Genomic DNA, 16,774 nt, shown 5'->3' with positions numbered 1-16,774 from the left:
GAATCATGCTAAAAAAACTATCATATACAATACTGTTTGCATTGACACTGAGCTCTTGCAGTGATACTTTGGATGACATTAATAAAAATCCAAATGCAACTGAAACTCCGCTTGCACCATACTTATTGACAGGTACCTTAAAACAAGGTGCAGATTTGTACTGGGGCGATGCGAATAACTTTAACTCAACTTTGCTGTTTGTGCAACATTGGGCTAAAATTCAATATACAGAACCAGATCGTTACGATGTTTCGAATGCTTCTTTCACAACATTGTGGGATAAAGGATACGCAACTCTAATTACAGATTTGAATACTATTTTGAAATTTCCAGATGCTCAGGCAAATCCTAATTATAAAGGGATTGCATTAACGTTGCGTTCATGGACCTTTTTATTGCTAACAGATGCTTACGGAAGTATTCCGTACAAAGAAGCAGGTCAAAATGTAACGCCAGCATACAATACGCAGAAGGAAGTGTATACTGGTTTGCTTGAAGATTTAAAACAAGCGCAATCTTTGCTAAATCCGTCAAGCGGTTCTGTTACAGGAGATTTGGTTTATAAAGGTGATATATTGAAATGGAAAAAATTTGTGAATTCACTTCGTTTGCGTATTGCTTTAAGAATTTCTGATAAAGAACCTACATTAGCAAAACAAGCAGCGATTGACGCAACAACTGATGCTGCAGGAGTAATTAGCAGTGAAAGCGAAACATTTAAGTTTACTTACACCAGTTCTCCACAGCAAAATCCAGCTTCGGCTTGGTTTGAAACAAGAGATGATTTCCGTATTTCAAAAACTATGGTGGATCAATTGTATGCATTGTCAGATCCTCGTTTACCAGTTTTCGCACAATTGCCATCAGATGCAAGCGTAGGGAAATATGTTGGAGGTGCAAACGGATTATCAAATAGTGATGCAAATAGCCAAGGTTTTGCAAAAACATCAAAACCAGGAACTTATTTCTTAACGTCGGCTTCTCCTGCGGTAATTGCTTCTTACTCAGAAACATTATTTAATCTTGCAGAAGCAGCAGCTCGCGGCTATATTTCTGGAGATGCAGAACAATATTATAAAAACGCTATTACAGCATCTTTAAATCAGTTTGGAATTACTAATGCGACAACGATTTCAACTTATTTAGATCAAGCAAGCGTAAAATACGATGCTTCAAATTATGCTAAATCGATTGGTACACAAAAATGGATTGCTTTCTTCGGACAAGGTTTGGATGCTTTCACAGAGTGGAGAAGATTAGATTATCCAGTTCTTACAGCGGGTCCCGCAACTGTTTTGGACGGAAAAATACCTTCGCGTCTTTTCTATCCAGGTACAGAACAATCTCTAAACGGTGCTAGTTATCAAGCTGCTGTAGCAGATCAAGGAAAAGATTTATTGACAACCAAATTATGGTTTGATGCGAAATAAATCTGAATTTTAATAAAGTAAATTTCATCAAAAAAAAGCCCTGTGTCAATTGCGATACAGGGCTTTTTGTTTTATTTTTTTTAATAAAAAGTTGTTTTAATTTAGAAGTAAAATAATAGATTGTTAGTAAATTATTAATTAGCAATAAAATAACATATAAGGAGTTAAAGTTGGAGAGATGTTATTATAATTTCTGTAATTTTAGATACAAGCATCAGAGATAATGTAGCAATAAAAAAAGCGAAGTAATATGCAGACTATATTAGGAGCCAACGGACAGATTGGAGAAGAATTGGCAAGAGAACTGAAAAGAAATTATACTTCAGATATACGAATTGTAAGCCGCAGAGCGAAAAAAGTAAATGATACCGATACAGTTTTTTCAGCAGATTTAACCAATAAAGAAGAAGCAATAGAAGCCGTGAAAGGCAGTGAAATAGCTTATTTTACATTAGGACTTCCGATGGATACAGATTTATGGGAAAAACAATTTTTACTGATTTTAAGCAATGTTATTGAAGCTTGTAAAATCAACAAAACGAAATTAGTCTTTTTTGACAACACCTATATGTATCCGCAGGACAGTAGAGTGCTTACAGAAGAAACAGAATTTAAGCCTGTTGGAAGAAAGGGAAAAATCAGAAAAGAAATGGCTGAAATGGTTTTAAACGAAATAAAATCAGGACGACTAGAATCTGTAATTTGCCGTGCGCCCGAATTTTACGGTCCTGCTAAAACGCAAAGTATTACCAATACTTTAGTTTTTAATGCCATTAAAGAAAATAAAAAACTAAAAGTGCCTTTGAGTGATACCAAAAAAAGAAGTCTGATTTGGACACCTGACGCAAGTCGTGCCACAGCATTAATTGGAAATACGCCAGACGCTTTTGGTCAAACTTGGCATTTGCCTGTTGATGAAAGTCATCTTAATTATAAAGAATTTATTGCCTTGGCTTCTCAAATTTATGGCAGAGAATTGAAATATAAAGTGATGCCAAAGTTTTTGTTTACAATAGGAGCACTTTTCAATAAACAAGCAAAAGAACTTCAGGAATTGCTCCCAAGATACGAACACGCCAATGTTTTTGATGATTCAAAATTTAGAAAGCATTTTCCAGATTTCGTTGTTACAAGCTATCGAAATGGAATTGAAGAAATAAAGAAAGAGCAATATTCTTCATGAAAATGATTGTTTCGAAGGAAAAACAAAAATGCTAAACTCAAAAAAAGTTTAGCATTTTAATATATTTAGCACTTCAAAAATATATAATTTCTACAGCGATTCATACCAATTTAAAATATAGTCGGCAACACTTTCCCAACCTGGTTCTCCGCAGATAAAATGACTTTTGCCATCAAATATTTTTAGATCGATACGACCTGCATTTTCTTTATATCGGCTGGCAATTGTTTCTGTTAGACTAGGAGGGAAGATGTGATCGCTTCCGCCGCCAATAAACAAAATAGGCTCGTGCGATTTCTTAAAATTGATATTAGAAAATGAATTTAAAACCAATTCTCTGCTGACTTTATAACTTTCTGGCACTGCGAATTTATCAAAAGCAATGCTTCTTTGCGATTCTGGTATCGTATTAAAAAAAGCATAATCGTACCATTTTCGGCTTCCCATAAAATATTTAGCTGTTGAGAAAAAGCCAAACGCCGGAATTACCGTTTTTAAGGTTTGAAACGGAGGAAATACATTTTTTGGCGGAGCTCCATCAATGCTTACTCCAGCCGCCGCCTTACCTAATTCGACTAATTTTAAAGTTGCCATTCCGGCCATAGAGTGTCCTATTACCAAAGGCTTTTCTGGTAAAGTATCGATTAATTTGCTGATATTATTAACGATGTCTATAAATCCAGTTTTGGTAAGATCAGGATGAACTCTTGCTCTCAACTCGGCAGGAACTCCTTCGTGTCCAGGATTTGTTGGAGTATAAACCGTATATCCTTTTTGTTCATAGTACTTTTTCCATTCTGTCCAAGTTTTGTCGTTCACAAAATTTCCATGAATAAGTACAATAGTTTTTGATTTTGACATGATTCTTTTATTTGATTAATGTTAGAATTTCTTTGAAAATTTCGCGTCTCGAGTCTTTCACAAGTTCATAAAGGCACATTTCAATATTGGTCAATGAAGCTCCTTTGTGTTGCAGTTTTTGCAAAGCAATTACAATACTTTCCTCTGATCGGGAAGAAACACAATCAGCTACAATTTCGACTTCGAAGTTTTTTGACAATAGCCCCATTGCAGTTTGATAAACACAGATATGAGCTTCTATACCACAAATTAACCACTGTTTTTTTCCAGAATTAATAATTACTTTTTTAAAATCTTCGTTATCTAAAGCATTGAAAGAAAACTTTTCAACTGGTTTTTGATGTTGCAATAGTTTTTCTAATTCGGGTATTGTTGTACCAAGTCCTTTTGGGTTTTGTTCTGCCCAAATTATCGGAATTGAAAGTAATTGACAACCTCGGATAAGTTTTTCCAAATTAGCTGCCAACTTTTCGCTGTTGTGTACAATTCGAGCTAATTTTCCTTGAACATCAATTACAATCAATCCAGTTTTTTCTTGTACAAGCATAACTATTTTGTTTATGTTTTGGAAATTAAATTTACAAAATTATTTCGTGTAAAATATTTAATAACAGGTTGTTATGTTTGTTTTGTTGAATGATTAATTCTTACTTCAAGTATTTTTTAAGTTCTGCTGCAGCTTGAATAAAAAGTGCTTTAGTTTGAGGAATTTCAGCCAAACCATTCAATAATCCGAAATCATGAATTACATCATTATAGCGAACAGTAGTCACCACAACTCCTGCATCACTTAATTTACGTCCGTAAGCTTCTCCTTCATCTCTTAAAATGTCATTTTCAGCAACTTGAATCAAAGTTGGTGGCAAACCTTTTAATTGAGATAAACTGGCTTGCAATGGTGAAGCATAAATTTCTTTTCTTTTAGAAGGATCTACATATTGATCCCACATCCATTTCATTAAAGAATCAGTCAAAAAGCGCTGTTTTCCATATAGTTTGTACGATTCAGTTTCAAAATTGGCATCGGTTACGGGCCAGAAAAGAATTTGCACTTTATACAACGGAGTTCCTTTTTCTTTTGCCATTAAAGCGCTTGCTGTTGCCAAATTTCCGCCGGCACTATTGCCAACAATTCCGAGTTTGCTCCCGTCAACATTGATTTCGTTTCCATGTGCAGCAATCCATTTTGCGGCTGCATAAACCTCATTTACAGGCTGCGGATATTTGTGTTCTGGAGAAAGAGAATAATTAACAAAAACGCCAACATAACCTGTCAATACGCTCAAATCTCTAACCATTCTTTTGTGAGTAGGATAATCGCCTAAAACCCAACCACCGCCATGAATAAACATAAAAACAGGCAGTTTTCCTTTCGCTCCAGCGGGACGAACAATATTCAGTTTGATTTTGTAACCATCAGCTGTAATTTCTTTTTCAGATTCTTCAATTCCAGACAAATCAACTTTAAAAGCATTTTGTGCACCAACCAATACATTTCGCGCATCTGCAACAGGAAGCGATTCTAATGGCGCTCCTCCAGAATTTAGCGGTTTTAAAAATGCTTTTACAGCCGGAGTTAAATGCGGATCTGTGGCGTAATCGCCTTGTGCATTGGCTGGCAAACTGGTTAAGATTATATAAGGGATAAAAATCATTTTTAGGAAGATTGATTTTTTCATAATGTTTAAATATTGGATTACTTTTTATTTTACAGAATAAGGCAATGAAAGATTTCCGCTGGCAACAGTGTAAACTTTGTATACCCCAAGCATTGGCTTAGAACCTTCAGAATCATGAGAACCGCCAGCGCCTGTACTGACTTCCATATAACAGCTTACAGCATCAAACTTAAAATTGGTTTTGTTGTTAATTCTAAAATTAGGTACAATTACTTTTATAGAGTTTCCTTTGGCCACGATATTAAAACCTGGACTATCCATATACATTGCCATTCCTGGATTTGTTGGAGGCAAAACGACCTTTGGATCTCCTTTGGTAAATTCTTTAACTGAAAGTCCGCCTGCAACACGTTTGTCTTCAACTAACAAAACCCAATGCGCGTGCCAGACTAAGCCATCATTTAGATAATTTCCGTCTAGATTTTCATCCCAAAGTGGAGTGTCTTCAAAATCAGGGTGAGAAGTAAGGGCAAGCGCCACTATTCCTTCGGCTTGACCGAAACCAATATCAGAAGATTTTAAAGTAGTTGGAAAAACATAGGCCAAAACTGGAGCGCCATTCAACTGTCCAACTGGTTTAGGCATTGTTTTTCCTGCAGTTCCTTCGACTTTAATATCCCAAACAGTAAGACCTAAATCGGCTTTATGGGTTATTGTAGCCGATTTTATTTTGAAATCAGCATTATTGTAAGAACCGCATTTGTCGCAGGCTTTTGCATTGCTAAAATTTAGCAATAAAATAAGTATTGGTACTATTAATTTTTTCATAGCAAATTGGTTTTAAGGGTTAACTTCCCTAGAAAACCAATTTATATGCCATGAGAAAAAAGCCTTTAAATAGTAGGCTTTTAGCGCTTTTTGGTGGGTTTAAAAGCACTATATTTCGCTAAACCGATTTAGATTAGTGAGATTTCGCTATAAAAGAAATTAGTTTATGTTCTTCAGATTATCGTCTTTTTTCATTGATTGGAAATTCTTTAGAAAACTCAATTTTAAGAATTGTTCCGTTGTTATTTTCCATAGAAAAAGCTGCGTCTAAATCGTCGCTAAGACCTCTTATCAAACTCAATCCGAACGAATTGATTTTTTTACTGCTGATATTCGCATCAAAACCGACTCCGTTATCTGCGATCGTCAATAAGTATTTGTCTTCGGTTGTGGCTTGAAGTGTGACATAAATCATCCCTGTTCTGTTGTCTGGAAAAGCATATTTTATTGAATTTGTGATTGATTCGTTTAAAATAAGCCCAAGCGGAACGGCCTGCGCAACGTCCAATTCTAGCGGATCAATTTTAAGTTCAAAACGAATACGTTGCCCAAGCGAAAAAGATTCTCTTAAATATTCAACCAATTCTTTGATGTAATTCGGCATATTGATCGTTGCAATATTTTCAGAATTATATAATTTCTGATGAATTAAGGACATAGAATGAATTCGATGCTGACTATTTTTAATAGCTGATAAAGCCATATCATTATCCAAATAAGCCGATTGCGAATTAAGAAGACTAATTACAGTTTGAAGATTGTTTTTTACGCGATGATGAATTTCTTTCAAAAGCCATTCTTTTTCATCCAATAAATGTCTAAGATTGATATTCTTTTGGTTGATTTCTTTTTCTTTCAGTTCCAATTCGGCATTAGTTCTTTGTTTCAGACGGTATCGATTAAACAATAACGCAAGAAAAAGAACCAATAAAACCAAACTCCAGATGGAAAGCGTGTTTAATAATTTTGACTTTTTTAAGGCTGTTTGCTGTAAAACCGTTTCTTTGTCTAATAGTTTGATTTTCTGTTCTTTATTTTCAGTTTCATACTGAATTCTAAGTTCTTCAATCTGTTTGTTTTTAGAATAGTCTAAAATAGAATCACTAAATTTTTTATACAATTTATGATGTGCCAAAGCCGACTTGAAATCACCATTTAAAGAGTCTAATTTACACAAAGACAGCTGCAATGCTTCTGAATTATAGTTCTTGCTGTATTTTTTTGAAGCAGTTTCAATTTTATCGATATAAAGCTTCGTTTTCTGAAGATTGTTTCGATTTGCATAAAACAAAGCGGCAGACGAATACGTATTGCATACATCTCGATAGGTTTGTGCTGAATTTATGCCGTCTGCGGCTTCTCCAGCCTTTATGAAATACTTTTCGGCTGTGCCATAATTCTTAATTCGCCAGTAGCAATTTGCGTAAGCAAAATTCATGAGCATATTGTCAATGGCATTTGGTGGCGCATAATGGCTTGTTATGGAATTCATGTATTCAATTGCCTCTTTGTTTTTTCCTTTCATAGACAGAGACGCTGTGGCAGTAATAAAACTCTTGTACCAACTTCCGCTGCTAAACCCATTTTGCCCATATTGAATACTTTTTTCAGACATTTTTATAGCTTCATCTGTATGTCCCATTTGCAAATAGGCTATTCCTAAGCGCATATAAAAAATATCAGCAAAAGTGTAGTCTTTTGTAGTTTCCATGGCTTGTACGCTTTTTAAAGCATAATAAAAAGCATCTTTAATGTTGAATTGTACACCATGGATATAAGAAATCGTTGTTTCACTAAATTGCTGTTGTCTGAAACCAATTTTGCGCATGACGGCGATATTTTGGTACAATATCTTTTTGGCATCGTTTATTTTTCCATGCCAGAAATAAATTGTACACAATTTGGAGGTAGTTTCAATCCATTTTTCATCAAAACCTAAAGATTTATATAATGCTTCGGCTTCTTTTAAGATTTTTTCTTTTTCAGGATCTAGATCGTACTGATAGGTTGCCTGATTGAGTAATGCATTGGCAAGAACCGCTTTGTCATTTTGTTTTCGGCATTCGTTTACCACTTGCAAAAAGCATTTTTTGCTTTCTGGATAATTATTTATTTGAAAATAAAACTTTCCGAGAAGCATTAAACTCTCGTGTTGCCATTTTTGAATTTTTAATTGATTGCTGATTTTTACTGCATCGGTGATATAAAGGTTAGCATTCTTTAAATCGTCTGGTTTCGTGAAGGGTTGAAACAAATAAAAGATTCCCAATTGCAGCGCCAGTTTTACTTTATCTGCATCTTTTGATTTTGAATAAAGCTTTTTGGTTGCTTCAATATTTCCTTTTTCAATTAAATCATTTCCAATTAGATAAGAGCCATCATTAAAACCTTCATCATAAGCTAAAGAAACAGGGAGTTTATAGGCTTTGCAAGTTAAAACTACAGAACTGTCGGCATCAATTGCTCCTTGATTGGAGTTGTACAAATAAGCTGAGCAAGTCTGTATAAGCAAACGTTTCTTTTTTAAATCATAATTTGCTGTTGCAGGATGGTTTTGTGCCTGAGAATTAATTGTAATAAAAAATAGCAGACAAAACGAGTAAAGTAGCTTCATGGTTTATTAGAATTGAATTTTAATAGGTTTTGGATTAACAAATATATAGAGAAACAATTTGGTGTGTTTTAGAAAATAATATGAAAATTAAGGTTAATTGTGATTTTTATTTATCTAAATTTGGAATCGCTTAATTTTAATTATTAGAATTAACTATTTTTGTATCAATAAATTAAGTGCAATATAAGACAAAATTTACTCACTTATGAAAAAGTCTCCCGATAACGGATATGAAGCTGTTTCTTCAGATTTGAAAAAACGAATTTTAATTGTAGAAGATCAATTTATTGAAGCACACGATTTACAGTTAATTCTCGAAAAAGCAAATTATGAAGTAACAGGAATAGCGCGGTCGGTAGAGCAGGCTTTGGAACAAATTGAGATCGAAAAACCAGATTTGGTCTTCTTGGATATTATGCTTAAAGGCAGTAGAAATGGTATTGAATTAGCCTATATTCTGAAAGAAAAATATATTGGTTTTATATTTATTTCTGCTAATTCTAGCAAAAGTATATTGGATCAAGCAAAAACCACTCAACCTTACGGATTTATTGTAAAACCTTTCCGAGATCAAGATGTTTTAACGACTCTTGAAATAGCGTTTTATCGTCAGCAATATAGTTTGGAAAGCCAATTAATTCAGCAATTTCAGCTTCAGGCTGCAATTACTGAGATTATAAATGCAAATCTAAAGAAAGAAGAGGCATTATTGGCTTTCGCGAAAGCGGCTCAGACTTTTATTCCTTTTGATTATTTAGAAACCGGTTTTGTTACTGCTACACATTATGATAATCTCGGAATAGTCCGCAAAAATTTAGATCAGTATCAAATTATTAATTTGCAGAAGCTTTCACAAATAGCGGTATTATCTGAAAAGGAAATAAACGAAACTTACAGAAAGTCAAAAGTAGATAAAGAATCAATTATTTATAGCGAAGAAACGCTGATTAACAACCTTCAAGAAGCGCCAATTAAAGCTTTAATTGCACATAATTTTGGAATAAAATCGTATTTGGTTTTTCCACTTTCTATAGCCTCGATCCAGAGCTATCATTTTACTTTTTATAGCCGTAATCTAAATGTTTATTCTCAAGAACATTTGAAAATATTGAATTCTCTGGAATCTCTTTTCCTTCAATTTATAGCTAAAATTTATTCGAAAGAAGATTTAAATGTTTCCTCGAAAAAAGCTGAAATCAAAAACGCAAAACCCGTAAATACGCAAGAAGGATTTGAAGGAATTATTGGCAATAGTTCGCAAATGAATACGGTTTTTAATTACATCCGAAAAGTTTCTCCTTCTGATACTTCGGTTTTGGTTTTAGGTGAAAGCGGTACAGGAAAAGAAAAAATTGCGCAAAGTATTCATGCTTTATCTCCGCGAAAAGACAAGCCTTTGGTTATTATTAATTGCGGAGCGATTCCAGAAAATCTTGCCGAATCATTGCTTTTCGGACATGAAAAAGGGGCTTTTACAGGCGCGTTGGACAGACGAATTGGTAAATTTGAATTGGCAGATGGTGGAACAATTTTTTTGGATGAAATAGGAGAGATGTCACTAGAGTTGCAGGTAAAACTGCTTCGTGTTTTGCAAGAAAGAGAAATTGAACGCGTAGGAGGCACTTCGCCAATGAAAATTGATGTCAGGATTATTGCTGCAACCAATAAAAATCTAGAAGAAGAAGTGGCTGCGGGACGATTCAGAATGGATTTGTACTATCGTCTACATGTTTTTCCGATTATGGTTCCACCGTTAAAAAAGAGAAAAGAAGACATTCCAGATTTAGCGAATCATTTTATAGCCGTTTATAGTGAGAAAATAGGCAGAAAAGCACCAATTCTTTCTGATTTTGCTTTGCAGCAGATTATGAATTACAATTGGCCAGGAAATATTAGAGAACTTGAGCACGTGATGCAGCGTACTATTCTACTGACAGAAGGAAATACGATTAAAGAAATTGAGCTTTCAATGTCTTCTAAAATGCATCCTGAACCAGCTCAAGAATCATTTTCAATAAAAACAATATTAGAAAACGAACGAGATTATATTCTTTATATTCTTAAAAAATGCAACGGAAAAATTTCTGGAGCGGGAGGAGCTGCCGAAATTTTAGACATTCATCCGTCGACTTTAAATTCTAAGATTAAAAAACTGGAAATAAAGAAAGGAATTATTTAAGAAAAGTTAGTAGCGAAAAATTAAACTCAGTGGCTATGCGTTTTTAAATAAGTGAAACGCCTTTTTTACGCTTAATGCAACTATGTTTCTATGTGTTTAAAATAAAATAAACTAAGAAATTTTCTTTAGCCAATTAGCGATGAAGTCAGCAATAGTCTGCCAATTTTCCTGATTTATGCTCAAATGATTGAAATCCTGAAATTCTTTGTAACAAGTGATAGAATGAAGGTTTTTATATTTTTTGAAGTTTAAATTATTTAAAGAAGCAGGAACAAAAACATCTTCTGAACCAGATACAAACAAAAGGGGATTGTGCTTTTTCTTGAAATCGATTTTAGCCGATTTAGAATAAATATCACGTATGATTAATTTAGATTCGGGGATCAATAAGGCTTCGTAAGTTTCTTTTTGTTCTTCGAATGATATTTGATCTGTAAAATAGTTTTGCCATGTTTTAAAAGGCATTAAATAGCTCTTATTTGTTGAAGTAAAATGATCGGAAAGATTCCAAATTGCTTTATAAAACGAAAAATTAAAATGCATAAGATTGCCCGGCGGAATAGAATTGATGCAGATTCCGTGAGAACCCAACTCCTTCTGAATCAATAATTGAGTTAAAAGTCCGCCGTAGCAATGACCTATTAAAATTGGTTTTTCGGGAAGTTTGTCAATAATTTCAATATAATAATCCAACAAATTGTTTAGTCGAATTAAAGCAATTTTGGACTCGGAATGTGTTTGTCTTAAATCTACAGCAAGTTCATTTTTGTACAACCAAGGCGGTGCTACAGTTTTGTAGCCTTTACTTTCAAAAAAAACAATCCATTCTTTCCAGCAAGCATGGCTGATGAACGCTCCAGTAATAAACATAATCGTTTTTCTATCAGATAAATACATAAGATTGAAGCTATTAGATTAATTTCAGAAAAGTAATACAGATTTTTAAAAACAAAAGGAATGCCTTTTTTGTAAAGTATTGATTATAAAAGCATTGTTTTAGAAGTTGATACAGGAATCATTATATATCGTTAAAAAGAAGATTTGATTCTTGAAATATCATAATTTATCAAATAGATTTAAGTTGTAAATGCTTTATTATGAGCTTTCTGTGTTTTGGTTTAATCTTTGTCTGTCTCCTAAAAACAAATATTGATTAGAATCTTTTAACTTATAATTATGGAAAAAATTTATGACGCAGAGACACGTTTTGCCGATTTAGGCGATCGTAAAATTGCTTATCGTTCTTACGGCAAAGGAAAAGCAGTAATTTTTGTGAACCGTTTTAGAGGAACGCTCGACACTTGGGATCCGTTGTTTGTGGCATCGATGGCAGAAAAGTTCAACGTTATCGTATTTGATTATTCTGGAATTGGCTCTTCTACAGGAAGTCTTACTCCAGATATTACCGTGGTAGCCAAAGACGTAAAAGATTTGGCCGATGCCTTAAAATTAGATTCGGTTATTGTTTTAGGATGGTCGTACGGCGGATTGGTGGCGCAAACGGCAACTTTGCTTTATCCTAATCTTGTAACGCACGCAGTTTTGGTGGGAACAAATCCGCCAGGAGAAAATAAAGTTCCAATAGAACAAGCTTTTTATGATGCTGCGCTAAAATCTTTAAACGATTTTGACGATGAAATTGTACTGTTTTTTGAACCAAAATCAGAGTCTAGCCGTTTGGCAGCAAAAGCTTCGCATGATCGAATTCATAAAAAAATAGATGTGGCTAAAATTCCTTCTACGATGGATGTCTTTCAACTGTATTTTGGCGGTGGAGATACTTTTAGAGAAGACGCTTTAAACTTCAGAGAACAGCTAAAAAAGACTAAAACCCCGATTTTGATTATTTCTGGAGATCATGACATTAGTTTTGCTGTAGACAATTGGTATCCGATTATCAATCAAATGACAAACGCCCAAATGATCGTTTATGCCGCAACAGGACACGGGCCTCAGCATCAATATCCAGAACTTACGGCACAATACATCATTAATTTTGCTGCATACATTTAATTTGAAATTCATCAATAGAATTTGACGAAATGCAAAAAGGAATAGTTTCAGCAGCTATTCCTTTTTTTATCAAAAATTTCTAAAGATGCTTTAATGATTTTATTTTAGAAAACGATATTTCGCTAAAAGCTTCATTTTAGCGAAATATAGCAAAGAAAAATAACCAATTTAGATTTCAATCGTAGTATTTATTTTTGGAAGAAATAATTCAAGCGAAGCTTTTTTAAAGTCATCTAAAGCTTTTTGATGATCCATAACAATAAAGCCAAAAGTATCGTAATGAACACCTAATATTTTGCTTACGCCAACTAGTTTTGAGGCTTCGATAGCTTCTTCGATTCCCATAGTAAGTCCGTCGCCAATAGGGAAAATTGCAAAGTCAAGTTTAGTAAATTTAAGAATTAGTTGCATGTCTAAAGTCAGTGCAGTATCGCCGCTGTAATAGAAGTTTCCATCTGCTGTTGTTAGTACGAAACCGCAAGCAATTCCCCCGTAAGAACCATCTATAAAACTGCTCGGATGCTGGGCTACAACACATTTTACGGTTCCAAAATCAAAACTGAATTTACCGCCTGGATTTATAGGATGCGCATTTTCGATTCCGTTTTTCAAAAGCCAATTATAGATTTCAAAATTTCCTAAAACTTTTGCTCCGGTATTTTTTGCAATTCGTTCTACATCGAGAATATGGTCGTAATGTGCATGAGAAATAAAAATGTAATCTGCTTTTATGGCATCAACATCAACTTCTTTGGCTAATTCGTTTGGTGTAATAAAAGGATCAAAAAGAAGGTGTTTTCCGCCAGCATAAACAGAAAAACACGAATGTCCGTAGTAAGTAACTTTCATGGTAAATAGTTTTAAATCAGTTAATAATTAGAAAATATTTTTCAAGAAATATGCCAACGAAGAATTAGATTAAGATTGTTAAATTAAAATTATATTTGTTGTGTATTGAGAAATTATGAAAGAACAACTTACAGAAATCATAAAGCAGGTTTATAACAAAAAGAATAGAAATCTTTTTACGTTTTTGACTGGTGCAGGAATTTCTTCAGAAAGCGGAATACCAACTTATAGAGGCGTAGATGGTATTTGGGTAAAGGGAACGAAGTTTCATAAACCTGAAGAATTTGGAACGTTTGAATATTTTAAAGAAAACCCAGAAGAAGTTTGGCAATATTCATTGTTTAGAAAAAAGATGTTTGAAAATGCTCAGACCAATGCAAGTCATCACGAAATCGCAGCAATTGAAAATCTTTTGCAAGACAGGTTTCATTTAATAACTCAAAATATTGATAATCTTCACAAGCGTTCTGGTGTAGAAAGAATTTTTGAAATTCATGGAAATAACAGAGAAATTAAATGTTCGAATGGATGCAAAGAAATACATCATTTGCCAATAGAAATTGAAGGTAAAGACATTGACGAAGATTTAACAGAAAAAGATATTGAGCTATTGAAATGCAAAGAATGCGGAAGCTGGATGAGACCCAATATTTTATGGTTTGATGAGTATTATGATGAAAAGACGAACAAGAAATTTAGTTCGCTGAAAGTGGCGAAAAACTCAGGAATTCTTTTTATTGTTGGTACTTCTGGAGCTACAAATTTGCCAATGGCAATCGCAGAAACAACCTTAAAATACGGAGGAACAATCGTAGATATTAATACAGAAGATAACTTGTTTACAAAATTGATTAAAGACAAGAAAAACAAGATTATAATTCGTGAAACCTCAACAGAAGCTTTAAAAGTAATACATGAGATTTTACAGAATGTGGTTGCTGAGCAAAAGACTCTTATTTAAAAATTATATCTAAAAATTTATGTGTGAAATAGGGAAAGAAATAAAGCTTTGTACTTGTGCGCCAAGTCTAATGAAGACTATTGTTCATCACAAAAATTCTAGGAAATCTAAAAATAAAAGACGTAATGATTTTACGTGGACATTAGAAAAATGTTTAGGTCATAGCAATTCAACAATGGATGGAATTGGTTATATGCCTTACGATGCTTTGTCTGAGGATTTGACAAAAGAAAGAATGCTTACTGATCTTAATAGCAGAAATTGTTTTGATATTGATTATGAGCCTAATGAAGGAGATAATCTTAAAATTTATACTCCAGAAAATCAAATTAGAAAACACATGTCTTTTATTTTTCAAAATGGAGAATGGGTCGCAGATTCTTATTTAGCTTTTATGTATGACATGGAAAAAATAAATTACGGAACAGTAAACTTTGAATAGTTTTTCTATTTGATTGTATTGTCTTCTCTAGAAATAAAACCTCTTCTTTCGGGAAATTTGCGTAAACTTGCACTTTAGATTATTCCCAACTGCATCTTCATGTCTTAGTAATGTTTTCTGATCTCTTTTCGAAAAACAAACTGCAAAATTCTATCAGAATTTTTTATTAAGATTCATGCAAAAAATAAAAACTTCATTCGTTTGAAAAGGCTTGAAATAAAAAAAAATATTACGAAAAAAGAAGATGAAAGTCTTTCTTTTCGAGTTTACGATCTCAACAAAGAGAATTTAAAAAATTATTCGGAACCGCATAAAAAAGACCATTTTTGTATTCTAATGGTCGAATCTGGCGAAATTGAACTTCATTTAGAAGAAGAAATTATTCATCTTAAAGCGGGCAAAATTTCAATGGTTTTTCCTGATCAGATTTCGTCTCTTTCCTTATTATCTTCTGAATTATCTGGAAAAATCATTTTGTTTGAAGAAGTATTGTTCTGTTCCGATATTTTGAAGAACGAACTGCTTTCTTATAACGTAAATCTTTCTTCGCATTTGAAATGCATCTTTTTGTCTCCGTCAGAATTGGAACATTCAAAATCGATGGTTTCTTTTATTGAGAATATTTATTCAGATCCGAGTTTGATTCGAAAAGAGCAGGGAAGATTCTATATTAAGATTCTACTTTTAGGATTAATAGAATCGGTTCACGGTCAGCATCCAGTTTTTCAGCACGAAAGTGATAAAGTGCTTTATATTCGTTTTAAAAAGATGCTTAACGAAAGGTATAAGAACGAAAGAACAGTTCAATATTATGCTTCCAATTTGGCCGTTACCACTAAAAAATTAAACAGCATTACCAAGAAACATTGTGGTGAAACGGCAATCAATGCGATTCATAACCGAATACTCAAGGAAATTAAAAGGCTTTTGATGTTTTCTGATTTTTCTCATAAGCAAATATCACTAGAACTCGGATTTAGTTCGCCTTCTGCTTTAAACAAATTTGTAAAAAGCAAACTGGACGAAACACCAACGGAACTCCAGAAAGAACTGGCTCAAATTTATATCAAATAAGAATAATATATTAAAGATAAAACCTCTCAGAAATGGGAGGTTTTTTTGTTTTATAAAAACACTTAATAAAAAAAAAATATAATATTTTTCTTATATTTTAAATTGCTTTTAATATATTTGAACCTAATATTGTAATATTTTATTTACTTTTTAAAATACCGCTCATTAATTGATTTAAGGTTATAAATATTATGCTGATCACGTAACTATAATCCAATAATATGAGTTTTTTAGCCAAATTAGAATTAGATAATGAAATTTTCAATGTTCTGGAATTTGATATCCATTTTACGCAGAATGTAGACAATAACGGCAAACCAGCCAACAAAACCAAAGGAGGCGAGATTAAACTAATAATCGAAAGCACTCAAACCGATCTATTCTCAGATTGGATGGTCTCTCAAACCAGCGTAAAAGACGGCAAGATCATTTTTTACCGCAGGGATGCCATGAGCACCATGAAAAACATAGCATTTAGAAAAGCGTATTGCATTTCGTTCCGCAAAAGTTTCCGCAGCGAGGGATCCGTTCCTATGGTTACAGAAATTGTAATCTCTTCAAACGAAGTAAAAGTTGGAAACACGATGTTCGAAAACAATTGGAAAAACGCTTAAATATCTGTTATGGCACTGCAAACCACTACCACGATCAAAATTGGAGAAATTGCGATCACCAATTTCAGCAATTTAAAAATAACCCAGAAAATTCACGGCCACCACAG

15 protein-coding genes are annotated in these 16,774 nt (G+C 33.5%); 8 read left to right on the top strand and 7 right to left on the bottom strand.

Annotated elements, in window-relative coordinates; all coding sequences use genetic code 11:
* Positions 1-5 precede the first annotated feature (5 nt).
* Complete coding sequence (locus ACE01P_RS21815; protein WP_379701157.1) at positions 6-1,430, top strand: SusD/RagB family nutrient-binding outer membrane lipoprotein; 1,425 nt, start codon at positions 6-8, stop codon at positions 1,428-1,430.
* 250 nt (positions 1,431-1,680) lie between these two features.
* Positions 1,681-2,613, top strand: coding sequence for an NAD-dependent epimerase/dehydratase family protein (locus ACE01P_RS21810; protein WP_379701156.1), 933 nt, complete (start codon positions 1,681-1,683; stop codon positions 2,611-2,613).
* Positions 2,614-2,703: 90 nt separating this feature from the next.
* On the opposite strand, the gene ACE01P_RS21805 is transcribed toward ACE01P_RS21810, so the two are convergent.
* The 5 genes from ACE01P_RS21805 to ACE01P_RS21785 form a co-directional block, all read right to left on the bottom strand.
* On the bottom strand, positions 2,704-3,474 hold the full coding sequence (locus ACE01P_RS21805; protein WP_379701155.1) for an alpha/beta hydrolase: 771 nt from the start codon (positions 3,472-3,474) through the stop codon (positions 2,704-2,706).
* A gap of 7 nt (positions 3,475-3,481) precedes the next feature.
* Positions 3,482-4,021 carry a hydrolase gene (locus ACE01P_RS21800; protein ID WP_379701154.1) on the bottom strand — a complete coding sequence of 180 codons (540 nt, stop codon included), beginning with the start codon at positions 4,019-4,021 and terminating at the stop codon, positions 3,482-3,484.
* A 100-nt stretch (positions 4,022-4,121) separates the two neighbouring features.
* Positions 4,122-5,153, bottom strand: coding sequence for an alpha/beta hydrolase (locus tag ACE01P_RS21795; protein WP_379701153.1), 1,032 nt, complete (start codon positions 5,151-5,153; stop codon positions 4,122-4,124).
* Positions 5,154-5,177: 24 nt separating this feature from the next.
* The gene (locus ACE01P_RS21790; protein ID WP_379701152.1) at positions 5,178-5,921 is read right to left on the bottom strand and encodes a hypothetical protein; all 744 of its coding nucleotides are present in this window, start codon (positions 5,919-5,921) and stop codon (positions 5,178-5,180) included.
* A 178-nt stretch (positions 5,922-6,099) separates the two neighbouring features.
* A complete protein-coding gene (locus tag ACE01P_RS21785) occupies positions 6,100-8,535 on the bottom strand; it encodes a sensor histidine kinase (protein ID WP_379701151.1) in 2,436 nt (811 codons plus the stop codon).
* A 205-nt stretch (positions 8,536-8,740) separates the two neighbouring features.
* Here ACE01P_RS21785 and ACE01P_RS21780 point away from each other — a divergent pair, with 205 nt between their 5' ends.
* Positions 8,741-10,714, top strand: a complete 1,974-nt coding sequence (locus ACE01P_RS21780) for a sigma 54-interacting transcriptional regulator (RefSeq protein WP_379701150.1) — start codon at positions 8,741-8,743, stop codon at positions 10,712-10,714.
* Between the two features lie 111 nt (positions 10,715-10,825).
* Here the strand turns inward: ACE01P_RS21780 and ACE01P_RS21775 are convergent, their stop codons facing one another.
* On the bottom strand, positions 10,826-11,611 hold the full coding sequence (locus ACE01P_RS21775; RefSeq protein WP_379701149.1) for an alpha/beta fold hydrolase: 786 nt from the start codon (positions 11,609-11,611) through the stop codon (positions 10,826-10,828).
* Between the two features lie 279 nt (positions 11,612-11,890).
* Between ACE01P_RS21775 and ACE01P_RS21770 the strand changes: the two genes are divergently transcribed.
* A complete protein-coding gene (locus ACE01P_RS21770) occupies positions 11,891-12,727 on the top strand; it encodes an alpha/beta fold hydrolase (protein ID WP_379701148.1) in 837 nt (278 codons plus the stop codon).
* 168 nt (positions 12,728-12,895) lie between these two features.
* Here the strand turns inward: ACE01P_RS21770 and ACE01P_RS21765 are convergent, their stop codons facing one another.
* Positions 12,896-13,576, bottom strand: coding sequence for a metal-dependent hydrolase (locus tag ACE01P_RS21765; RefSeq protein ID WP_379701147.1), 681 nt, complete (start codon positions 13,574-13,576; stop codon positions 12,896-12,898).
* Positions 13,577-13,691: 115 nt separating this feature from the next.
* Between ACE01P_RS21765 and ACE01P_RS21760 the strand changes: the two genes are divergently transcribed.
* From ACE01P_RS21760 to tssD, 4 genes are all read left to right on the top strand, one after another.
* Positions 13,692-14,537: an NAD-dependent deacetylase gene (locus tag ACE01P_RS21760; RefSeq protein WP_379701146.1), complete on the top strand. Its 846-nt coding sequence runs from the start codon at positions 13,692-13,694 to the stop codon at positions 14,535-14,537.
* Positions 14,538-14,556: 19 nt separating this feature from the next.
* Complete coding sequence (locus tag ACE01P_RS21755) at positions 14,557-14,979, top strand: hypothetical protein (RefSeq protein WP_379701145.1); 423 nt, start codon at positions 14,557-14,559, stop codon at positions 14,977-14,979.
* 201 nt (positions 14,980-15,180) lie between these two features.
* Positions 15,181-16,053, top strand: coding sequence for a helix-turn-helix domain-containing protein (locus tag ACE01P_RS21750; protein WP_379701144.1), 873 nt, complete (start codon positions 15,181-15,183; stop codon positions 16,051-16,053).
* A gap of 221 nt (positions 16,054-16,274) precedes the next feature.
* The gene (gene tssD / locus ACE01P_RS21745; RefSeq protein WP_379701143.1) at positions 16,275-16,667 is read left to right on the top strand and encodes a type VI secretion system tube protein TssD; all 393 of its coding nucleotides are present in this window, start codon (positions 16,275-16,277) and stop codon (positions 16,665-16,667) included.
* Positions 16,668-16,774: the final 107 nt, after the last annotated feature.

This window comes from Flavobacterium sp. HJSW_4, from assembly GCF_042436695.1.
GTDB lineage: Bacteria > Bacteroidota > Bacteroidia > Flavobacteriales > Flavobacteriaceae > Flavobacterium.
The sequence above is the reverse complement of the archived record's forward strand: the minus strand, read 5'-3'. Positions and strand labels throughout refer to the sequence as shown.

Coding starts and splice junctions, on each gene's coding strand:
- ACE01P_RS21780 (WP_379701150.1), top strand. CDS start 8,741: ATGAAAAAGTCTCCCGATAACGGATATGAAGCTGTTTCTTCAGATTTG.
- ACE01P_RS21815 (WP_379701157.1), top strand. CDS start 6: ATGCTAAAAAAACTATCATATACAATACTGTTTGCATTGACACTGAGC.
- ACE01P_RS21765 (WP_379701147.1), bottom strand. CDS start 13,576: ATGAAAGTTACTTACTACGGACATTCGTGTTTTTCTGTTTATGCTGGC.
- ACE01P_RS21785 (WP_379701151.1), bottom strand. CDS start 8,535: ATGAAGCTACTTTACTCGTTTTGTCTGCTATTTTTTATTACAATTAAT.
- tssD (WP_379701143.1), top strand. CDS start 16,275: ATGAGTTTTTTAGCCAAATTAGAATTAGATAATGAAATTTTCAATGTT.
- ACE01P_RS21775 (WP_379701149.1), bottom strand. CDS start 11,611: ATGTATTTATCTGATAGAAAAACGATTATGTTTATTACTGGAGCGTTC.
- ACE01P_RS21810 (WP_379701156.1), top strand. CDS start 1,681: ATGCAGACTATATTAGGAGCCAACGGACAGATTGGAGAAGAATTGGCA.
- ACE01P_RS21770 (WP_379701148.1), top strand. CDS start 11,891: ATGGAAAAAATTTATGACGCAGAGACACGTTTTGCCGATTTAGGCGAT.
- ACE01P_RS21760 (WP_379701146.1), top strand. CDS start 13,692: ATGAAAGAACAACTTACAGAAATCATAAAGCAGGTTTATAACAAAAAG.
- ACE01P_RS21790 (WP_379701152.1), bottom strand. CDS start 5,921: ATGAAAAAATTAATAGTACCAATACTTATTTTATTGCTAAATTTTAGC.
- ACE01P_RS21805 (WP_379701155.1), bottom strand. CDS start 3,474: ATGTCAAAATCAAAAACTATTGTACTTATTCATGGAAATTTTGTGAAC.
- ACE01P_RS21795 (WP_379701153.1), bottom strand. CDS start 5,153: ATGAAAAAATCAATCTTCCTAAAAATGATTTTTATCCCTTATATAATC.
- ACE01P_RS21755 (WP_379701145.1), top strand. CDS start 14,557: ATGTGTGAAATAGGGAAAGAAATAAAGCTTTGTACTTGTGCGCCAAGT.
- ACE01P_RS21800 (WP_379701154.1), bottom strand. CDS start 4,021: ATGCTTGTACAAGAAAAAACTGGATTGATTGTAATTGATGTTCAAGGA.